The sequence below is a fragment of the Cupriavidus sp. 86D6 genome, assembly GCF_057815095.1.
On sequence record NZ_JBYPSB010000021.1, the window covers coordinates 1 to 15,140 of the forward strand.

Annotated in this window: 15 protein-coding genes; 8 read left to right on the forward strand and 7 right to left on the reverse strand. The window is 67.0% G+C overall.

Going from position 1 to position 15,140, the window contains the following annotated elements:
• Window positions 1-362: 362 nt before the first annotated feature.
• The 3 genes from AC3G88_RS27205 (at window position 363) to AC3G88_RS27215 (ending at window position 3,276) form a co-directional block, all read left to right on the forward strand.
• On the forward strand, window positions 363-1,544 hold the full coding sequence (locus tag AC3G88_RS27205) for an ABC transporter substrate-binding protein (RefSeq protein WP_488773603.1): 1,182 nt from the start codon (window positions 363-365) through the stop codon (window positions 1,542-1,544).
• Window positions 1,545-1,696: 152 nt separating this feature from the next.
• Window positions 1,697-2,956, forward strand: coding sequence for a PQQ-dependent sugar dehydrogenase (locus AC3G88_RS27210; RefSeq protein ID WP_488773604.1), 1,260 nt, complete (start codon window positions 1,697-1,699; stop codon window positions 2,954-2,956).
• Complete coding sequence (locus AC3G88_RS27215; protein ID WP_488773606.1) at window positions 2,953-3,276, forward strand: c-type cytochrome; 324 nt, start codon at window positions 2,953-2,955, stop codon at window positions 3,274-3,276. Before AC3G88_RS27210 ends, AC3G88_RS27215 begins: the two co-directional genes overlap by 4 nt.
• 41 nt (window positions 3,277-3,317) lie before the next feature.
• On the opposite strand, the gene AC3G88_RS27220 is transcribed toward AC3G88_RS27215, so the two are convergent.
• From AC3G88_RS27220 to AC3G88_RS27240, 5 genes are all read right to left on the reverse strand, one after another.
• Complete coding sequence (locus AC3G88_RS27220; protein ID WP_488773607.1) at window positions 3,318-3,818, reverse strand: GNAT family N-acetyltransferase; 501 nt, start codon at window positions 3,816-3,818, stop codon at window positions 3,318-3,320.
• A 115-nt stretch (window positions 3,819-3,933) separates the two neighbouring features.
• Complete coding sequence (locus AC3G88_RS27225) at window positions 3,934-4,653, reverse strand: ABC transporter ATP-binding protein (protein ID WP_488773608.1); 720 nt, start codon at window positions 4,651-4,653, stop codon at window positions 3,934-3,936.
• Window positions 4,646-5,398 carry an ABC transporter ATP-binding protein gene (locus AC3G88_RS27230; RefSeq protein ID WP_488773609.1) on the reverse strand — a complete coding sequence of 251 codons (753 nt, stop codon included), beginning with the start codon at window positions 5,396-5,398 and terminating at the stop codon, window positions 4,646-4,648. Before AC3G88_RS27230 ends, AC3G88_RS27225 begins: the two co-directional genes overlap by 8 nt.
• A complete protein-coding gene (locus AC3G88_RS27235) occupies window positions 5,395-6,384 on the reverse strand; it encodes a branched-chain amino acid ABC transporter permease (protein WP_488773610.1) in 990 nt (329 codons plus the stop codon). The genes AC3G88_RS27230 and AC3G88_RS27235 overlap by 4 nt, the downstream gene beginning before the upstream one ends.
• On the reverse strand, window positions 6,381-7,247 hold the full coding sequence (locus AC3G88_RS27240) for a branched-chain amino acid ABC transporter permease (protein WP_488773743.1): 867 nt from the start codon (window positions 7,245-7,247) through the stop codon (window positions 6,381-6,383). Before AC3G88_RS27240 ends, AC3G88_RS27235 begins: the two co-directional genes overlap by 4 nt.
• A gap of 252 nt (window positions 7,248-7,499) precedes the next feature.
• On the opposite strand from AC3G88_RS27240, the gene AC3G88_RS27245 reads away from it, so the two are divergent.
• The 5 genes from AC3G88_RS27245 (at window position 7,500) to AC3G88_RS27265 (ending at window position 13,562) form a co-directional block, all read left to right on the forward strand.
• On the forward strand, window positions 7,500-8,423 hold the full coding sequence (locus AC3G88_RS27245; RefSeq protein ID WP_488894334.1) for an aldo/keto reductase: 924 nt from the start codon (window positions 7,500-7,502) through the stop codon (window positions 8,421-8,423).
• A 27-nt stretch (window positions 8,424-8,450) separates the two neighbouring features.
• Entirely contained in the window at window positions 8,451-9,830 is a 1,380-nt protein-coding gene (locus AC3G88_RS27250; protein WP_488773612.1) for an NTP/NDP exchange transporter, read from the forward strand.
• A 124-nt stretch (window positions 9,831-9,954) separates the two neighbouring features.
• On the forward strand, window positions 9,955-11,061 hold the full coding sequence (locus AC3G88_RS27255) for an S-(hydroxymethyl)glutathione dehydrogenase/class III alcohol dehydrogenase (protein WP_488773613.1): 1,107 nt from the start codon (window positions 9,955-9,957) through the stop codon (window positions 11,059-11,061).
• Window positions 11,062-11,072: 11 nt separating this feature from the next.
• Window positions 11,073-11,921 carry an S-formylglutathione hydrolase gene (fghA, locus tag AC3G88_RS27260; protein WP_488773614.1) on the forward strand — a complete coding sequence of 283 codons (849 nt, stop codon included), beginning with the start codon at window positions 11,073-11,075 and terminating at the stop codon, window positions 11,919-11,921.
• A 165-nt stretch (window positions 11,922-12,086) separates the two neighbouring features.
• Entirely contained in the window at window positions 12,087-13,562 is a 1,476-nt protein-coding gene (locus AC3G88_RS27265) for an amidase (RefSeq protein WP_488773615.1), read from the forward strand.
• Between the two features lie 12 nt (window positions 13,563-13,574).
• On the opposite strand, the gene msuE is transcribed toward AC3G88_RS27265, so the two are convergent.
• Together msuE and AC3G88_RS27275 are read right to left on the reverse strand one after the other, a co-directional pair.
• Window positions 13,575-14,138, reverse strand: a complete 564-nt coding sequence (gene msuE, locus AC3G88_RS27270) for an FMN reductase (RefSeq protein WP_488773616.1) — start codon at window positions 14,136-14,138, stop codon at window positions 13,575-13,577.
• 196 nt (window positions 14,139-14,334) lie between these two features.
• On the reverse strand, window positions 14,335-15,093 hold the full coding sequence (locus AC3G88_RS27275; RefSeq protein ID WP_228770933.1) for a MetQ/NlpA family ABC transporter substrate-binding protein: 759 nt from the start codon (window positions 15,091-15,093) through the stop codon (window positions 14,335-14,337).
• Window positions 15,094-15,140 lie beyond the last annotated feature (47 nt).

Consider the following 15,140-nt stretch of genomic DNA (forward strand, 5'->3'; position numbering starts at 1 on the left):
GCGACAGCGCAATCGGGGTCGTGATGGGATTCCGACTCATGCTGGCGGCTCCTTGTCGGTGAGAGGCTGGGACGCGAGGCACCCTACACCGACTACGCCTCGGGAAGTTGCTGACAAAGCCAGGAATTAACTCGACGCAATGGCCGACGCTTTTCGTCGAAATACGATTGATGAAACTGAGGCGATCGACCCCGGACAAGACTACTTGCCACGGCTCTCGGACAAATCGGAAGGGGAGATCACGTTGAATGCGCGGAAGCGGAGGGAGGGGGGAGAAAAAACCCGGGTAGCACAATCCCCGCGCCCCTCCTACACTCCCTGATCGATGCAGCCGTCCGATGCTGCACTTTCGGGAGACCTCCATGACGTTCAGTCTGCTGCGCCGCGCCATGATGGCGTGCGGCGCCGTTGCCGTCCTTATGCATTCCCCGCTGTCCCACGCCGCCGAGCCGGTAAAGATCGGGCTGATTGCGCCGTTCTCGGGCAGCTTTGCCGACTATGGCAAGCAGATGGAAGGCGGCATCAAGGCCTGGCAGAAGCTGAACGGCGACACCGTGGCGGGCCGCAAGGTCCAGATCATCGTGAAGGACACCTCCGGCCCGGTCCCCGAGGTGGCCAAGCGGCTGGCTCAGGAACTGGTGGTACGCGACAAGGTGGACATCCTGGCCGGCTTCGGCCTGACGCCGGAGGCGCTGGCCGTGGCGCCGATCGCCGAGCAGGCCAAAAAGCCGATGGTGATCTTCAACGCGGCCTCGTCAGTCATCACCACCAAGTCGAACTACATCGCGCGCGTGTCGATGACGCTGCCGCAGATTTCCGCCCCCATGGCCACCTGGGCGGTGCGCAACAACGTCAGGAAGGTGGTGACGCTGGTGGCCGACTACGCGCCCGGCATCGACGCCGAGACCGCGTTCAAGACCAATTTCCTGGGCGGTGGCGGCCAGATCGTCGAATCGATCCGCGTGCCGCTGCGCAACCCCGAGTTCGCGCCATTCATCCAGCGCATCAAAGACGCCCGCCCAGAAGCGGTGTTTCTGTTTCTGCCGGCCGGCGAACAGGGCGTGGCGTTCATGAAGGGCTTCCGCGAGCGGGGGCTGGCCGATGCCGGCATCCGCGTGATCGCCACCGGCGACCTGACCGACGACCACGTGCTGCCGGCCATGGGCGACGCCACGCTGGGCGTGATCACGTCGTTCCATTACTCGGCGGCGCACGATTCGAAGGAAAACAAGGCCTTCCTGAAGGCCTTCGCCGATGCCAACCCAGGCGCCGGCCGTCCGAATTTCATGGCCGTGGCCGCGTACGACGGCATGGCCGCCATCTACGACGCACTCAGGAAGACCGGCGGCGCCACCCACGGCGACAAGTTCCTGGCGGCCCTGAAGGGCATGAAGATCCAGAGCCCGCGCGGCGCGATCATGATCGACCCGGCCACGCGCGATGTGATCCAGACCGTCTATATCCGCAAGGTGGAAAAAGTCGGCGGCGAGCTTTACAACGTCGAATTCGACAAGTTCGAGGGCGTCAAGGACTCGGGCAAATAGGCAGGCAGCGCAGGCCGGGGACGCCCGCCCCTGTCGAAATCTTTCATCGCGAAGACAGGATTGTGCAATTCCCTTGCGGGAAAAGCTGACCTAACCTTGTCTGGCGGCGCCTGCCCATGCCGTCACATAACAAGGACTCTGGAGACATCCCGATGAAGAGCTCAGCCGTTGCCCTGGCCGCGTCGCTGGTCGTGGCCGCTTCACCCTTGCTCGCAGCGCCCGCCGACAACCTGCAGAAGCTTCAGGATTTCAAGCAGACCGGGGCCGCGCCCGCCGAGAAAATCGCCCAGGACGGCAAGCATGCCGACGCGCTGCGCGAGAACCTGAAGGCCATCAAGCTGCCGCCGGGCTTCAAGATCGAGTTATATGCCGTCGTGCCCGAGGCGCGCCACATGGCCATCGAGCCGTCCACGGGCGTGGTGTTCGTCGGCACGCGCAAGAACCGCGTCTGGCAGGTGACCGACCGCACCAAGCGCCGCGTGGCCGACGACGTGGTCCAGTTCGCCAGCGCCATCAGCTTCAAGGTGCCCAATGGCGTGTGCTTCTCGCCGGACGGCGTACTCTATGTGGCCGAGCAGAACCGCGTGCTGGCCTTCCCGGCCGCCCAGTTCTTTGGCGAAGGCGGGCCCGACGTGGCCGCTGCCGTGGTGGTGCCCCAGGGCAAGCTGATCCCGACCGAATTCGAGAGCTTCAACCACGGCGCGCGGGCGTGCCGGGTGGGCCCCGACGGCAAGGTCTATATTGCGCTGGGCCAGCCGTGGAACGTACCGCCCAAGGACAAGCTGGCCGCGATGGACAAGAACGGCCTGGCCGGCATCATCCGCATCGGCCAGGACGGCAAGAACCGCGAGGTCTATGCCCACGGCGTGCGCAACTCGGTCGGGCTCGACTTCAATCCGGCCGACAAGACGCTCTGGTTCACCGACAACCAGGTGGACGGCATGGGCGACGACCAGCCGCCCGGCGAGCTGAACCGCGCCACCAAGGCGGGCCAGAACTTTGGCTTTCCGTGGTATGGCGGCGGCAAGGTGCGCACCGTGGAGTACAAGGACCAGCAGCCACCCAAGGACGTGGTCTTCCCGGTGGTGGAATACGCGCCCCATGCGGCCGACCTGGGCATGTCGTTCTACACCGGCAAGATGTTCCCGGCCAAGTACCACGGCGGCGTCTTCGCGGCCGAGCATGGCTCCTGGAATCGCACCAAGCCCATCGGCGCGCGGATCGTCTACACCTCGGTGAAGTCGGACGGCACCGTTGGCGAGACCGAGATCTTTGCCGAAGGCTGGCTCACGCCGAATGGCGAGTACATGGGCCGCCCGGTAGACGTGCAGCAACTGCAGGACGGCTCGCTGCTGGTCTCGGACGACTTCGCCGGCGCGATCTACCGGATCTCGTACTCGGGCACGAAATGACCGGCAGACTCCGTATTGGCACGCTGGTGCTGCTGTCGGGCTGGCTTCTGGTGTCGGCCAGCATCCCCGCGCTGGCCGCCGACGCCCAGGCCGGCCGGACCAAGGCCATGCAGTGCCAGGCCTGCCACGGGCTCGACGGCAAGTCGAAACTGCCCGAGGCACCCCACCTGGCCGGCCAGGTCGAGCAGTACCTGGTCAAGGCGCTCAAGGACTACAAGACCGGCGCCCGCAAGGACGAGATGATGACAATGATGGCCAAGCCGCTCAGCGACGCGGACATCGCCAACCTGGCAGCCTTCTACAGCGGTCTCAAGCCGTAGCGGCCTTCGCCCTGTCGTATTCCGGCGGCCTTCGGGCACGATCAGGTGCCGGAAGGCGCGCGCCCGCCCGCTGGCGGCGGCACGGTGCCGGCGATGACCTTCGACATTTCGGACGTCTGGCGCCAGCCCTCCTGCTGGTACAGCGGCCGGCCCGCCTCCGTGGCATGCAGGATCGTGAAGGTGGCACCGCGCCGCGCCAGTTCGTCCTCGCCCAGCGACATCAGTTGCCGGGCCAGTCCGCGCTTGCGGTGGGTCGGCTCCACATAGACATTCAAGACATAGCCGCGCTTGTCCTGATCCGGATGCGCGGGATGGGGTGGCCAGTCGATCAGCATCAGCCCGACGCCGGCCACCGGCCTGCCGCCGTCCAGCGCCAGCAGGCCAAAATACGTGTCATTGGCCAACCGGGGACGCAGCCAGTCGCGAAAATGCCGCGTCATCGTGCGCAGGGTGTCTGGGGCAAAGCCCGCCTCCAGGAACATGGACTCGCGATGGTGGCAAATCAGTTCCAGGTCGTCGGGCTCGATCGCGCGTATTTCCATGTCAGTGATCTGTTGATGGTTCGGGGGGAAGTTCGGATATCACGCCGGGGCAGACATTGTGCCTGGCACCACCTTCCATCGAAATAAGACGAATCTGAAAGAAATTGGGCGATTTCTAGCGTGATCCATCGCCGTGGCGCACTGTCACCAGACGGTCGAGCAGCGCCCCGTTGGCCAGCAGGCTGGCACTGTCCGATCGATGCACGACCCTGCCGCGATCCAGCACCATCGCCTGGCCGGTCATCGCCAGCGCCATCCTGGCATGCTGCTCCACCACGATCACGGCCATCCCGCTATCGGCAATCAGCCGCGCGATCACGCGCTGCAACTCCTGCACGATGATGGGCGCCAGGCCTTCCATCGGCTCGTCCAGCAACAGCAGGGCCGGATTCACCATCAGCGCGCGGGCCATCGCCAGCATCTGCTGCTCGCCGCCCGAGAGCTGGTTGCCCAGGTTGCGCCGCCGCTCTTCCAGCCTCGGAAATTCCCGATAGATACCGGCGATATCCCAAGGCCCGGGCCGCGCCACCGCGGTCAGGTGCTCTTCCACGGTCAGCGACGGAAAGATCCAGCGTTCTTGCGGCACCCAGCCGATGCCCGCCTGCGCGCGCCGATGCGATGGCATTTTCGCCAGATCGCCGCCCCGCCAGCTTAGCTGGCCGCCGCGCACGCGCGTCATGCCCATCAGTGTGGCCAGCAGCGTGGTCTTGCCCACGCCGTTGCGGCCCAGCAGCGCCAGGCTGTCGCCGGCGGCCAGCGTCAGGTCGATCTGTTCGAGCACGATGGCATCGCCGTAACCGGCGCTCAGTCCCGCAACCCGCAGCAGTTCACGCATGGGCGGCCTCTCCCAGATACACCTCCTTCACGCGTGCGTCGGCGGCAATCTCGGCCGGCGTGCCCTCCGTCAGCACCCGCCCGCCCACCAGCACCGAAATGCGTTCGGCAAAGCGGAACACCAGGTCCATGTCGTGCTCGATAAAGACAATCGTGATGTCGCGCGGCAGGGCCGCAATCACCGCAAACAGTTCGGCGCTCTCGCCTGCGGGGATGCCCGCCGCCGGTTCGTCCAGCAGCAGGATCGACGGCCGCGTGGCCAGCGCCAGTGCCATTTCCAGCAGCCGCTGCTTGCCGTACGGCAGCTGGCGCGTCTCGGTATCGGCGTCGCGCTCCAGCCGCAGCAGCGCCAGCACCGACATGGCCTCGTCCGCCAGCGCCGCCTGCGACGCCACCGTGCGGGCCCACATCCGCGATGCGCCGGTGCGCTCCGCCACCGCCAGCACCACCGACTCCAGCACCGTCAGCCCCGGAAACAGCGTATTGATCTGGAACGTGCGCGTCATGCCCAGCTTCACGCGAGCGTGCTGCGGCAGCGACGTGATATCGCGCTCGCCCAGCCAGATGCGTCCGGCCGACGGCGGCAAGGCCCCCGTCAGCAGGTTGATGAACGTGGTCTTGCCCGCGCCATTGGGCCCGATCAAGGCATGCCGCGCGCCGGGCGCGAAGGTCAGCGAGATATCGGTATTGGCGGCAAACGCGCCCCAGGACTTGCAGAGCCCGTCCGTGCGCAGCGTGGCGGTCATGCGTCGGCTCCCCGTTCGTGCGCGGCAGTTGCCCGGCGACGCGCCGTCCAGGCGCCTATGGCCCCCATCACTCCGCCCCGCGCATACAGCACCATCAGCACCAGCAGCAGGCCGATCCAGAACTGCCAGTACACGGGGTTGATCCCGGCCAGCACGTCCTGCGCGATCATGAACAGCGCCGCGCCGATCAGCGCACCGTAGAGACGCCCCGCGCCGCCCAGCACCAGCATGACCAGCAACTCCGCCGAGCGCGGAAAGCCCAGCACGTCCATGCCCACGAACTGCGTGGTCTGGGCCAGCAGGCCGCCGGCCACGCCGGCAATGGCCGCCGACACGGTGAAGGCCGCACGCAGGCGCCGGGGCACATTGGTGCCCAGCGCGGGCATGCGCCGCGCGCCTTCGCGCACGCCGCGCAGCGACAAGCCGAACGGCGACGCCACGATGCGCCGCACCAGCACAAATACCCCGAACAGCACCGCCAGGCTATAGACGTAGGCCGTCTTGCCGTACAGATCGAACGCGAACATCCCCAGCAGCGGACGCATGCTCACGCCAGACAGCCCATCGACACCGCCGGTCAGGAAGGCCGCCTTGTTGGCCGCCTCGAACAGCATCAGACCGATGCCGAGCGTGACCATCAGCCGCGTCAGATCACCGCCGCGCACCACCAGGAAGCTGCAGAGCCAGCCGGCGAACGCCGCCACCGTCGCGGCAGCCAGCAGGCCGGAGACCGGCTCGCCCCAGCCATGTGCACCCAGCAGCCCGGCCGTGTAGGCGCCCAGCCCAAAGAACGCGGCATGGCCCAGCGACACGATGCCCGCATAGCCCAGGATCAAGTCGAGCGACAGCGCGAAAAGCCCGGTAATCAGAATCTGACTACCCAGAATCAGGTAGTCGGGCAGCAGGAAGAACACGGCCACCGGCATCAGCCAGAAGACGATTTCGGCCGGGTGCCAGCGGCCGTCTGCCAGGCGATGACGGATCATGCGGCGCGCCTCCCGTACAGGCCGGCCGGAAACGCCACCAGCAGCAGCACCATCATCGCGTAGATCACGAAGGCGCCCACCGCGGGCACGTAGTACTTGCCGGCCACGTCGGCCACGCCCAGCACCATCGCCGCCACCAGCGACCCGCGAATGCTGCCCGCGCCGCCCACGGCAACCACCAGCAGGAAGTAGACCATGTACTTGAGCGGAAACGACGGGTCGAGCCCCAGCACATCGATGCCCAGGCCGCCACCCAGGCCCGCCAGACCGGAACCCAACGCAAAGGTCAGGCTGAACACGCGCCCCACGTCGATGCCCAGGCCGCTGGCGGCCTGCTGGTTATCCACCGCCGCGCGCACCTGCGCGCCAAAACGGGTGCGGGCCACCAGCCAGCCCAGCGCCAGCGTGATCACGATCACCACCGCCAGCAGGAACAGGCGATAGGCGCCCAGGTCCAGGCCGGCCACCCTGACCTGCCCGATCAGGAAGGCCGGCAGCGCCACCGGCTGCTGGCCGGGGCCGAAGCCCCAGGTGGCGCCAGCCATCACCATGAAGGTCAGGCCGATCGAGAACAGCACCTGGTCGAGATGACTGGCCCGATACAGCCGCCGATAGAGCGTGCGCTCCAGCACCCAGCCGGCCATCGCGGCGCCCAGGAACGCTGCGGGCAGCGCCGCCAGGAACGGCACGCCGAGCCGGTTCATCAGCACGACTGCCACGTAGCCGCCCAGCATGGCAAACGCGCCGTGCGCCAGGTTGACGAAGTTCATCAGCCCCATCGTCACGGACAGGCCGATGCTGATCAGGAACAGCAGGCTGCCATATGTCACGCCGTCGAACAGCACGCCGGGCAAACTCGAAATCACGATCCGGTCCTCGGTAAGGGTGGATGGGGTTGGATGGCCGCTGCTGTGGCTGGTGGAAATACCGCGCCGATTGTTCAGTGGGCGCCGCTTTTTTGCAATCGGGCCGGACCCGGGCGGCGCCAGCCCCGCACCGGGCGCAACAAGGGTTGGGCCGACGGTTGCGCCCCCGGTGCCCGGAGCGTTGTCGGGTTTACATCGACTGCCGCACGCGCTAAGGTCATTCGGACCGCCGCCAAGGGACGAACCGTCATGCCAATCGACCGCCGCACCTTTCTGGGGATGTCCGCCGGGCTGGCCGCGCTGCCGGCCGGGCCCGCGCTGGCCGCCGCCGCGCGAGCCGCCACCGTGGAAGCGCCGATGCGCCGCAAGGTGCCGGCCTCGGGCGAGGCGCTGCCGGTAATCGGCATGGGCACGGCCGACACGTTCAACGTAGGTCGGGACAGCGACGACCGCGCGGCGCTGACCGAAGTCCTGGCCGAGCTGCTGCAGCGCATTCCCAAGCCCGTGATCGACACCGCGCCCAGCTACGGCAGCGCGGAGGCCGTGACCGGCGACCTGCTGCAGGACGCCGGCGCGCGCGGCAAGGTGTTCGTCGCCACCAAGATATCCACCAGTGCCGCCAACGCCATGGCGCAGTTCACGCGATCCCGCGCAGAACTGCATTCGGACAGCGTCGATCTGCTGCAGGTGCACAACCTGATCGACTGGCGCGACAACCTGAAGCTGCTGCGGCAGTGGAAGGAACAGGGCAAGACGCGCTATATCGGCATCACCCACTACCGCGACGATGCGCACGCCGAACTGGCGCAGATTCTGCGCAGCGAAAAGCTCGACTTCCTGCAGGTGAACTATTCGCTGGGCGAGCGCAACGCCGAAAAGACGCTGCTGCCGCTGTGCGAGGAACGCGGCGTGGCCGTGCTGGTCAATCGCCCGTTTCAGGACGGCCGGTTGTTTTCGGCAGTGCGCGGCAAGCCGGTGCCCAAGTGGGCCGGCGAGGTGGACTGCACGTCCTGGGCCCAGCTGTTCCTGAAATTCATTGTCAGCCATCCCGCCGTGACGGCCGCCATTCCTGCCACATCCAAGCCGAAGAACATGGCCGACAACCTGGGCGCGGCGTTCGGGCGCATGCCCGACACCCGCGAACGCGCGCGCATCGCCGCGGCGCTGGCCTGACTGCGGACGCCCGGCCCCGATCGGCGCATGCATACACCGGCCCCGTCCCCCGACACCGGACCCGGCGAACCGCCAGAGGGCACCGTGCTGGGGCTGCGCGCCGGCGAACGCGCCGCCGTCGTGGCCGGCTTCGTATTCTTCTTCTGCCTGTTCGCCAGCTACTTCATGCTGCGGCCCGTGCGCGAGACGATGGGCATCGCAGGCGGCGTGCAAAACCTGCAATGGCTGTTCACGGCCACGTTCGTGGTGATGCTGGTAGCCATCCCGTTCTACGGCGCCTGCTGCAAGTGGCTGCCACGCCGGCGCTTTGTGCCGTGGGTCTACGCGTTCTTCATCGCCAACCTGCTGGCGTTTGCTGCGGTCACGCGCGCACTGCCGGACAGCGTCTGGCTGGCGCGCGTGTTCTACGTGTGGCTGTCGGTGTTCAACCTGTTCGTGGTGTCGGTGGCCTGGAGCCTGATGGCCGACGTGTTCCGTCCCGAGCAGGCGCGGCGGCTGTTCGCGCTGATCGCGGCAGGCGCCAGTGCCGGCGGACTGGCCGGGCCGGTCATGGGCGGCTGGCTGGTGGGCCGCATCGGCCTGACCGGCCTGATGCTGCTGTCGGCGGCGCTGCTGGCCGCGACGCTGCCCATGGTGGGCTATCTGTTCGCATGGCGGCGCAGGCTGGGGGCGGGTGTGGCCGACGGCATGGCGCACGGTGGACCGGCCGCGCAGGACCCCGCACAGCCGGTCGGCGGGGGACTATGGGCCGGGTTGTCGATGGTGCTGGGCTCGCGCTATCTGCTCGGCATCAGCCTGTTCGTGATCCTGCTGGCCACGTCGAGCACGTTCCTGTATTTCGAGCAGGCCCGCCTGGTGGCGGCGGCCTTTCCCACCCGGGCGCAGCAGACGCAGGTGTTCAGCGCGCTCGATGCCACGGTGCAGGCGCTGACCATCCTCGTGCAGATCTTCTTCTCGGGCCGTCTGGCGCGGCGCTACGGCGTGACGGCGCTGCTGACGGCCGTGCCGCTGGCCGTGACCGGCGGCTTTCTGCTGCTGGCGTTGTGGCCCACATTCGGCGTGCTGGCCGCGGCGATGATCGTGCGGCGCGTGGGCGAATACGCGATGCTGCGGCCGGGCCGCGAAATGCTGTTTACGGTGGTCGACCCCGAGACCAAGTACAAGGCCAAAAACGTGATCGACACCGCGATCTATCGCGCCGGCGACGCGGTCAGCGCGTGGGTGCGCACCGCCATCGATGCCTTGTCCGGCCATCCGGCCACTGTGGCGCTGGCCGGCGCCGCACTGGCCATCGGCTGGGCATGGCTCGGGCTGTGGCTGGGGCGGCGGCATGAAGGCCAGTTGACCGCGGCGCAAGCCGGCACCGCGCCAACGGTACTGGCCCGGCCGGCAAAGGAAGGTCAATGACCGCCACCCCACAAGGCCAGCCGATAATCGCGCGCCGGTCTGGCCGCATTGCACCGATGCCCGTATAGTGCTTGCCGTGCTGGCGGCACATGCCGCCCTACCCCATTCGTACAGGAGTTGCCTCATGAAGACCAAAGCCGCCATCGCCTGGAAAGCCGGCGCCCCGCTCACCGTCGAAGAGGTGGATCTCGACGGTCCGCGCGCCGGTGAGGTCCTTGTCGAAATCAAGGCCACGGGCATCTGCCATACCGACTACTACACGCTGTCCGGCGCCGACCCCGAGGGCATCTTCCCGGCCATCCTGGGCCACGAAGGCGCGGGCATCGTCACCGACGTGGGCCCGGGCGTGACGTCGCTGAAGCCCGGCGACCATGTGATCCCCCTGTACACGCCGGAATGCCGCCAGTGCAAGTTCTGCCTGTCGCGCAAGACCAACCTGTGCCAGGCCATCCGCTCGACCCAGGGCAAGGGCCTGATGCCCGACGGCACCTCGCGCTTCTCGATCGACGGCAAGCCGATCTTCCACTACATGGGCACGTCGACGTTCGCCAACCACATCGTGGTGCCGGAAATCGCGCTGGCCAGGATCCGTCCGGATTCACCGTTCGACAAGGTCTGCTACATCGGCTGCGGCGTGACCACGGGTGTGGGCGCGGTGCTGTTCACGGCCAAGGTCGAAGCGGGCGCCAACGTGGTGGTGTTCGGGCTCGGCGGCATCGGCCTCAACGTGATCCAGGCGGCAAGGATGGTGGGCGCCGACAAGATCATCGGCGTCGACCTGAACCCGGGCCGCGAAGCCATGGCCCGCAAGTTCGGCATGACCCATTTCATCAATCCGAAGGACGTCGAAAACGTGGTGGACCACATCGTGCAACTGACCGATGGCGGCGCCGACTACTCGTTCGAGTGCATCGGCAATACGCAGGTCATGCGCCAGGCGCTGGAGTGCTGCCACAAGGGCTGGGGCAAGTCGATCATCATCGGCGTGGCCGAGGCCGGCGCGGAGATCTCGACGCGCCCGTTCCAGCTGGTGACGGGCCGCGAGTGGAAGGGTTCGGCCTTCGGCGGCGCGCGCGGCCGCACCGACGTGCCGAAAATCGTCGACTGGTACATGGAAGGCAAGCTCAACATCGACGACCTGATCACGCACACGCTGCCGCTCGACCGCATCAACGAGGGTTTCGACCTGATGAAGCGCGGCGAGTCGATCCGCTCGGTCGTCCTTTACTGAGGCAACGGCCCATGGAACTGCTGTCTGAACACGGCTGCCACGGCGGCGTCCAGCGTTTCTACCAGCACCAGTCGGCGGCCATCGGGCTGCCGATGCGGTTCTCGGTCTTCCTGCCGCCGCAGGCGCTTGCCGCCAACGCGAAGCCGCTGCCGACCCTGTTCTACCTCGCTGGCCTGACCAGCACCGAGGAAACGTTCATGATCAAGGCTGGCGCGCAGCAGTACGCGGCGCAGCACGGCCTGATCCTGGTGGCGCCCGATACCAGCCCGCGCGGGGCACACGTGCCCGGCGAGGCCGATGCCTGGGACTTCGGGGTTGGCGCCGGCTTCTATGTCGATGCCATCGAGGCGCCGTGGCGCATGCACTGGCGCATGGAAAGCTACGTGGCGGACGAACTGTTCCACCTGGTCACCAGCGAACTGCCCGCCGACGCTGCACGCGTCGGCATCTTCGGCCATTCGATGGGCGGGCATGGCGCGCTGGTGCTGGCGCAACGCTACCCGCAGCGGTTCCGTTCGGTCTCGGCGTTCGCGCCAATCGCCGCGCCTTCGCAGTGTCCGTGGGGCATCAAGGCATTCACGGGCTACCTGGGTGAGGACCGCAGCCGCTGGGCGCAGCACGACGCCAGCGCACTGATGGCCGGACAGGCATCGGCGCCGTTCCCGGCCGGCATCCTCGTGGACCAGGGCCTGGCCGACAAATTCATGGCCGAACAGCTCCACCCCGAAGCGTTCGAGGCGGCCTGCGAGAAAGCCGGCCAGCCGCTGACGCTACGCCGGCACGCGGGCTACGACCACGGCTACTACTTCATCTCGACGTTTATCGCCGACCATATCCGGCATCACGCGGAGCGGCTTTGAGCACGGACACGGCTCCAATCGGCTCCACTCTCCCATGAAATGGGAGAGGGGTCGGGGGAGAGGGCGCCGAGGTTCAAATTGCGGCCTGTCGCAAACAGAACCATCCGACCCTCTCCCCTGCCCCTCTCCCGCATGCGGGAGAGGGGAAAACACAATCCCTTCGCCATGACCAACTACCGCCCCCACCCCATCGTCATGCTGACCGCCCGGCAGCTTTCCGAGGCGATCCACGCGAAGCAGGTATCGAGCCGTGAAGTCATGGCGGCTTATCTGGCGCATATCGCTACCGTGAATCCGGCATGCAACGCCATCGTGGCGCAGCAGGACGAGGCCGCGCTGATGCAGGCCGCGCAGGCAGCCGACGATGCGCTGGCACGTGGGGAATCAAAGGGCTGGATGCACGGCATGCCGCAGGCGCCGAAGGATCTAGCGATGACGCGCGGCATCCGCACGACGTACGGTTCGCCGATCTTCAAGGACAACGTGCCGGCCAGCGATTCGGTGATCGTGGAACGCATGCGCCAGGCCGGGGCGATCCTGATCGGCAAGACCAACACGCCGGAGTTCGGGCTCGGGTCGCACACGTTCAACCCGGTCTACGGTGCCACGCGCAACCCGTACGATCCCGCACGGTCGGCGGGCGGCAGCAGTGGCGGCGCAGCAGCCGCGCTGGCGCTGCGCATGCTGCCCGTTGCCGATGGCAGCGACTTTGGTGGCTCGCTGCGCAATCCGGCCGCGTACTGCAACGTCTTCGGATTCCGGCCCTCGGCGGGCCGCGTGCCCTATGGCCCGGCGCCGGAGCTGTTCCTGCCGCAACTGGGCTGCGAGGGGCCGATGGCCCGCAATGTGGCAGACCTGGCGCTGCTGCTGGCCACCCAGTCCGGCCCGGACGCCCGCACGCCGCAGGCGCTGCCCCAAGACCCCACGCTGGCCACGCTGACGCCGCAAAACGTGGTCAACGTGCTCGATGCAGACATGTCGGGCAAGCGCGTGGCGTGGCTCGGCGATTGGGGCGGATACCTGCCGATGGAAGACGGCATCCTGTCGCTGTGCGAACAGGCGCTGCGCTTCTTCCCCGATTTCGGCGTGACGGTAGACGCGATCCAACCGCCCTACCCGCCCGAGAAAATCTGGCAGACCTGGCTTGTGCATCGTCACTTCCTGACGGGCAACGCGCGGCTGGCGCTCTACAACAACCCGTCAACGCGCGCGCAGCTGAAGCCCGAGGCGATCTGGGAAATCGAGGGTTCGCTCGACCTCAAGGCCAGCGACCTCTACGCAGCCAGCACGCAGCGCAGTGCCTGGTATCAGGCGCTGCTGCGCACCTTCGAGACGTTCGACTACATCGCCGTACCGACCGCGCAGGTGTTTCCGTTCGATGTCGACCAGCATTGGCCGAAGGCCATCGCCGGGCGCCAGATGGACACCTATCACCGCTGGATGGAAGTGGTGGTGGCGTGGACGCTGTCGGGCTGTCCGGTGATCAGCGTGCCTGTGGGATTCAGCGCGGAAGGCCTGCCGATGGGCATGCAACTGATCGGCCGTCCGCGCGATGACCTGAGCGTGCTGCGCCTGGCAGCGGCCTACGAGCGCACGCGCGACTGGGTCAACGACCGGCTGCCGCCGGCCATCGACGGGTAAGACGGGAACGCGTCAGGCCACGCGCCGCAGTTGCCGTGCCGACGCGCCAAACAATGGCGCGGCACGATCGGCGGCCAGCTTGATGCGATCGGCCAGCGCGCCGCTGCCCACCTGGTAGCCGTCGAAATCGCCTGTCGACGCGTACACGCCGATCGGCAGCGTCAGCGCCTGCAGGAAGCTGAACAGCGGCCGGAGCTGGTGCTCCAGCACCAGCGCGTGACGGTCACTGCCGCCGGTGGCCGCCAGCAGGACCGGCTTGTCGACCAGGGCATCCATACCCACCAGGTCGAACAGATGCTTGAAATGGCCCGGGAACGAGCCGCGATACACGGGCGCCGCGGCAATTACCAGATCGGCCGACTCGATGGCCGCGACCTGCGCCTCGATGTCCGCCGGCAGCTCCTGGCGCGTCAGCGCGGCACCGAGCGGGCGGGCGATCTCGCTCAGGTCAACGATCCGGGAATCGAGCACGAGCCGCTGCTCCAGTTCGGCCAGCAGCGCCTGGATCAGCACCAGCGTGCGTGACGGTTGATGGGCGCTGCCATTGACGGCGACAACTTTCAGCGGCGTGGACACAATCTATCTCCGGGGGCGAAAAGGCATTCCTCGTACCTTAGCGCCGTCGTCCGACGATGCGAACGAACCAATTCAAATATGCATAGATGCGAAAACGGCAGCCCGGGCGTGAAGCCGGGCTGCCGTTTCGCTTGCCGCAGCCATGCCGTTCGCTGTTGCGCAAACTGCGCAAACGGGGCAAATGGCACGAACCGGCTTAGAACGACGGCACCATGGCGCCCTTGAACTGGGCCTTCATGAACTGGCGCACTTCATCGGACTGATAGGCGGCTACCAGCTTCTTCACCCACGGCTTGTCCTTGTCCTGCGTACGCACCACGATGATGTTCGCATACGGGCTGTGGATGTCTTCCAGCGCGATGGCGTTCGTGGTCGGCTGCAGGCCGGCGGCCAGCGCGTAGTTGGTGTTGATCACGGCGGCCGCCACGTCAGGCAGCGCGCGGGCCAGCTGGGCGGCGTCCAGTTCTACGATCTTGAGCTTCTTCGGGTTCTCGGCGATATCCAGCGGCGTGGCGTTCACGCCATTCGTGCCGACGCCCGGCTTCAGCTTGATCGCACCCTGGGCGGCCAGCAGCAGCAGCGCACGGTTCTCGTTCGACGGATCGTTGGGCACGGCCACCTTGGCGCCTTGCGGCAGGTCCTTCGGCGACTTCAGGTTCTTCGAATAGATGCCCAGCGGCGAAATGTACGTGTAGCCGACGCTGACCATCTTGTAGCCGCGCTGCTTGATCTGGCTGTCCAGATACGGCTGGTGCTGGAAGCTGTTGGCGTCCAGGTCGCCGGCATCGAGTGCGGCATTCGGCTGCACGTAGTCGTTGAATTCCACGACCTTCACGTTCAGGCCATTCTTCTTGGCCACCTTCTGCACGACTTGCCAGACTTCGGCGTCCGGGCCGCTGACGGTGCCCACGCGGACCGTCTGTTCCTGCGCCGCCGCGCTGCCGGCAGCTGCCATGCCCAGTGCCACGGTAGCGGCAGCCAGGGTCTTCGTGATCGAGAGCA

Bases quoted from the DNA above. Each gene is read 5' to 3' on its own strand.
- AC3G88_RS27205 (WP_488773603.1), top strand. From the start codon at position 363: ATGACGTTCAGTCTGCTGCGCCGCGCCATGATGGCGTGCGGCGCCGTT.
- AC3G88_RS27235 (WP_488773610.1), bottom strand. From the start codon at position 6,384: ATGATCCGTCATCGCCTGGCAGACGGCCGCTGGCACCCGGCCGAAATC.
- AC3G88_RS27255 (WP_488773613.1), top strand. From the start codon at position 9,955: ATGAAGACCAAAGCCGCCATCGCCTGGAAAGCCGGCGCCCCGCTCACC.
- fghA (WP_488773614.1), top strand. From the start codon at position 11,073: ATGGAACTGCTGTCTGAACACGGCTGCCACGGCGGCGTCCAGCGTTTC.
- AC3G88_RS27265 (WP_488773615.1), top strand. From the start codon at position 12,087: ATGACCAACTACCGCCCCCACCCCATCGTCATGCTGACCGCCCGGCAG.
- AC3G88_RS27215 (WP_488773606.1), top strand. From the start codon at position 2,953: ATGACCGGCAGACTCCGTATTGGCACGCTGGTGCTGCTGTCGGGCTGG.
- AC3G88_RS27250 (WP_488773612.1), top strand. From the start codon at position 8,451: ATGCATACACCGGCCCCGTCCCCCGACACCGGACCCGGCGAACCGCCA.
- AC3G88_RS27225 (WP_488773608.1), bottom strand. From the start codon at position 4,653: ATGCGTGAACTGCTGCGGGTTGCGGGACTGAGCGCCGGTTACGGCGAT.
- AC3G88_RS27210 (WP_488773604.1), top strand. From the start codon at position 1,697: ATGAAGAGCTCAGCCGTTGCCCTGGCCGCGTCGCTGGTCGTGGCCGCT.
- AC3G88_RS27220 (WP_488773607.1), bottom strand. From the start codon at position 3,818: ATGGAAATACGCGCGATCGAGCCCGACGACCTGGAACTGATTTGCCAC.
- AC3G88_RS27275 (WP_228770933.1), bottom strand. From the start codon at position 15,093: ATGGCAGCTGCCGGCAGCGCGGCGGCGCAGGAACAGACGGTCCGCGTG.
- AC3G88_RS27245 (WP_488894334.1), top strand. From the start codon at position 7,500: ATGCCAATCGACCGCCGCACCTTTCTGGGGATGTCCGCCGGGCTGGCC.
- AC3G88_RS27230 (WP_488773609.1), bottom strand. From the start codon at position 5,398: ATGACCGCCACGCTGCGCACGGACGGGCTCTGCAAGTCCTGGGGCGCG.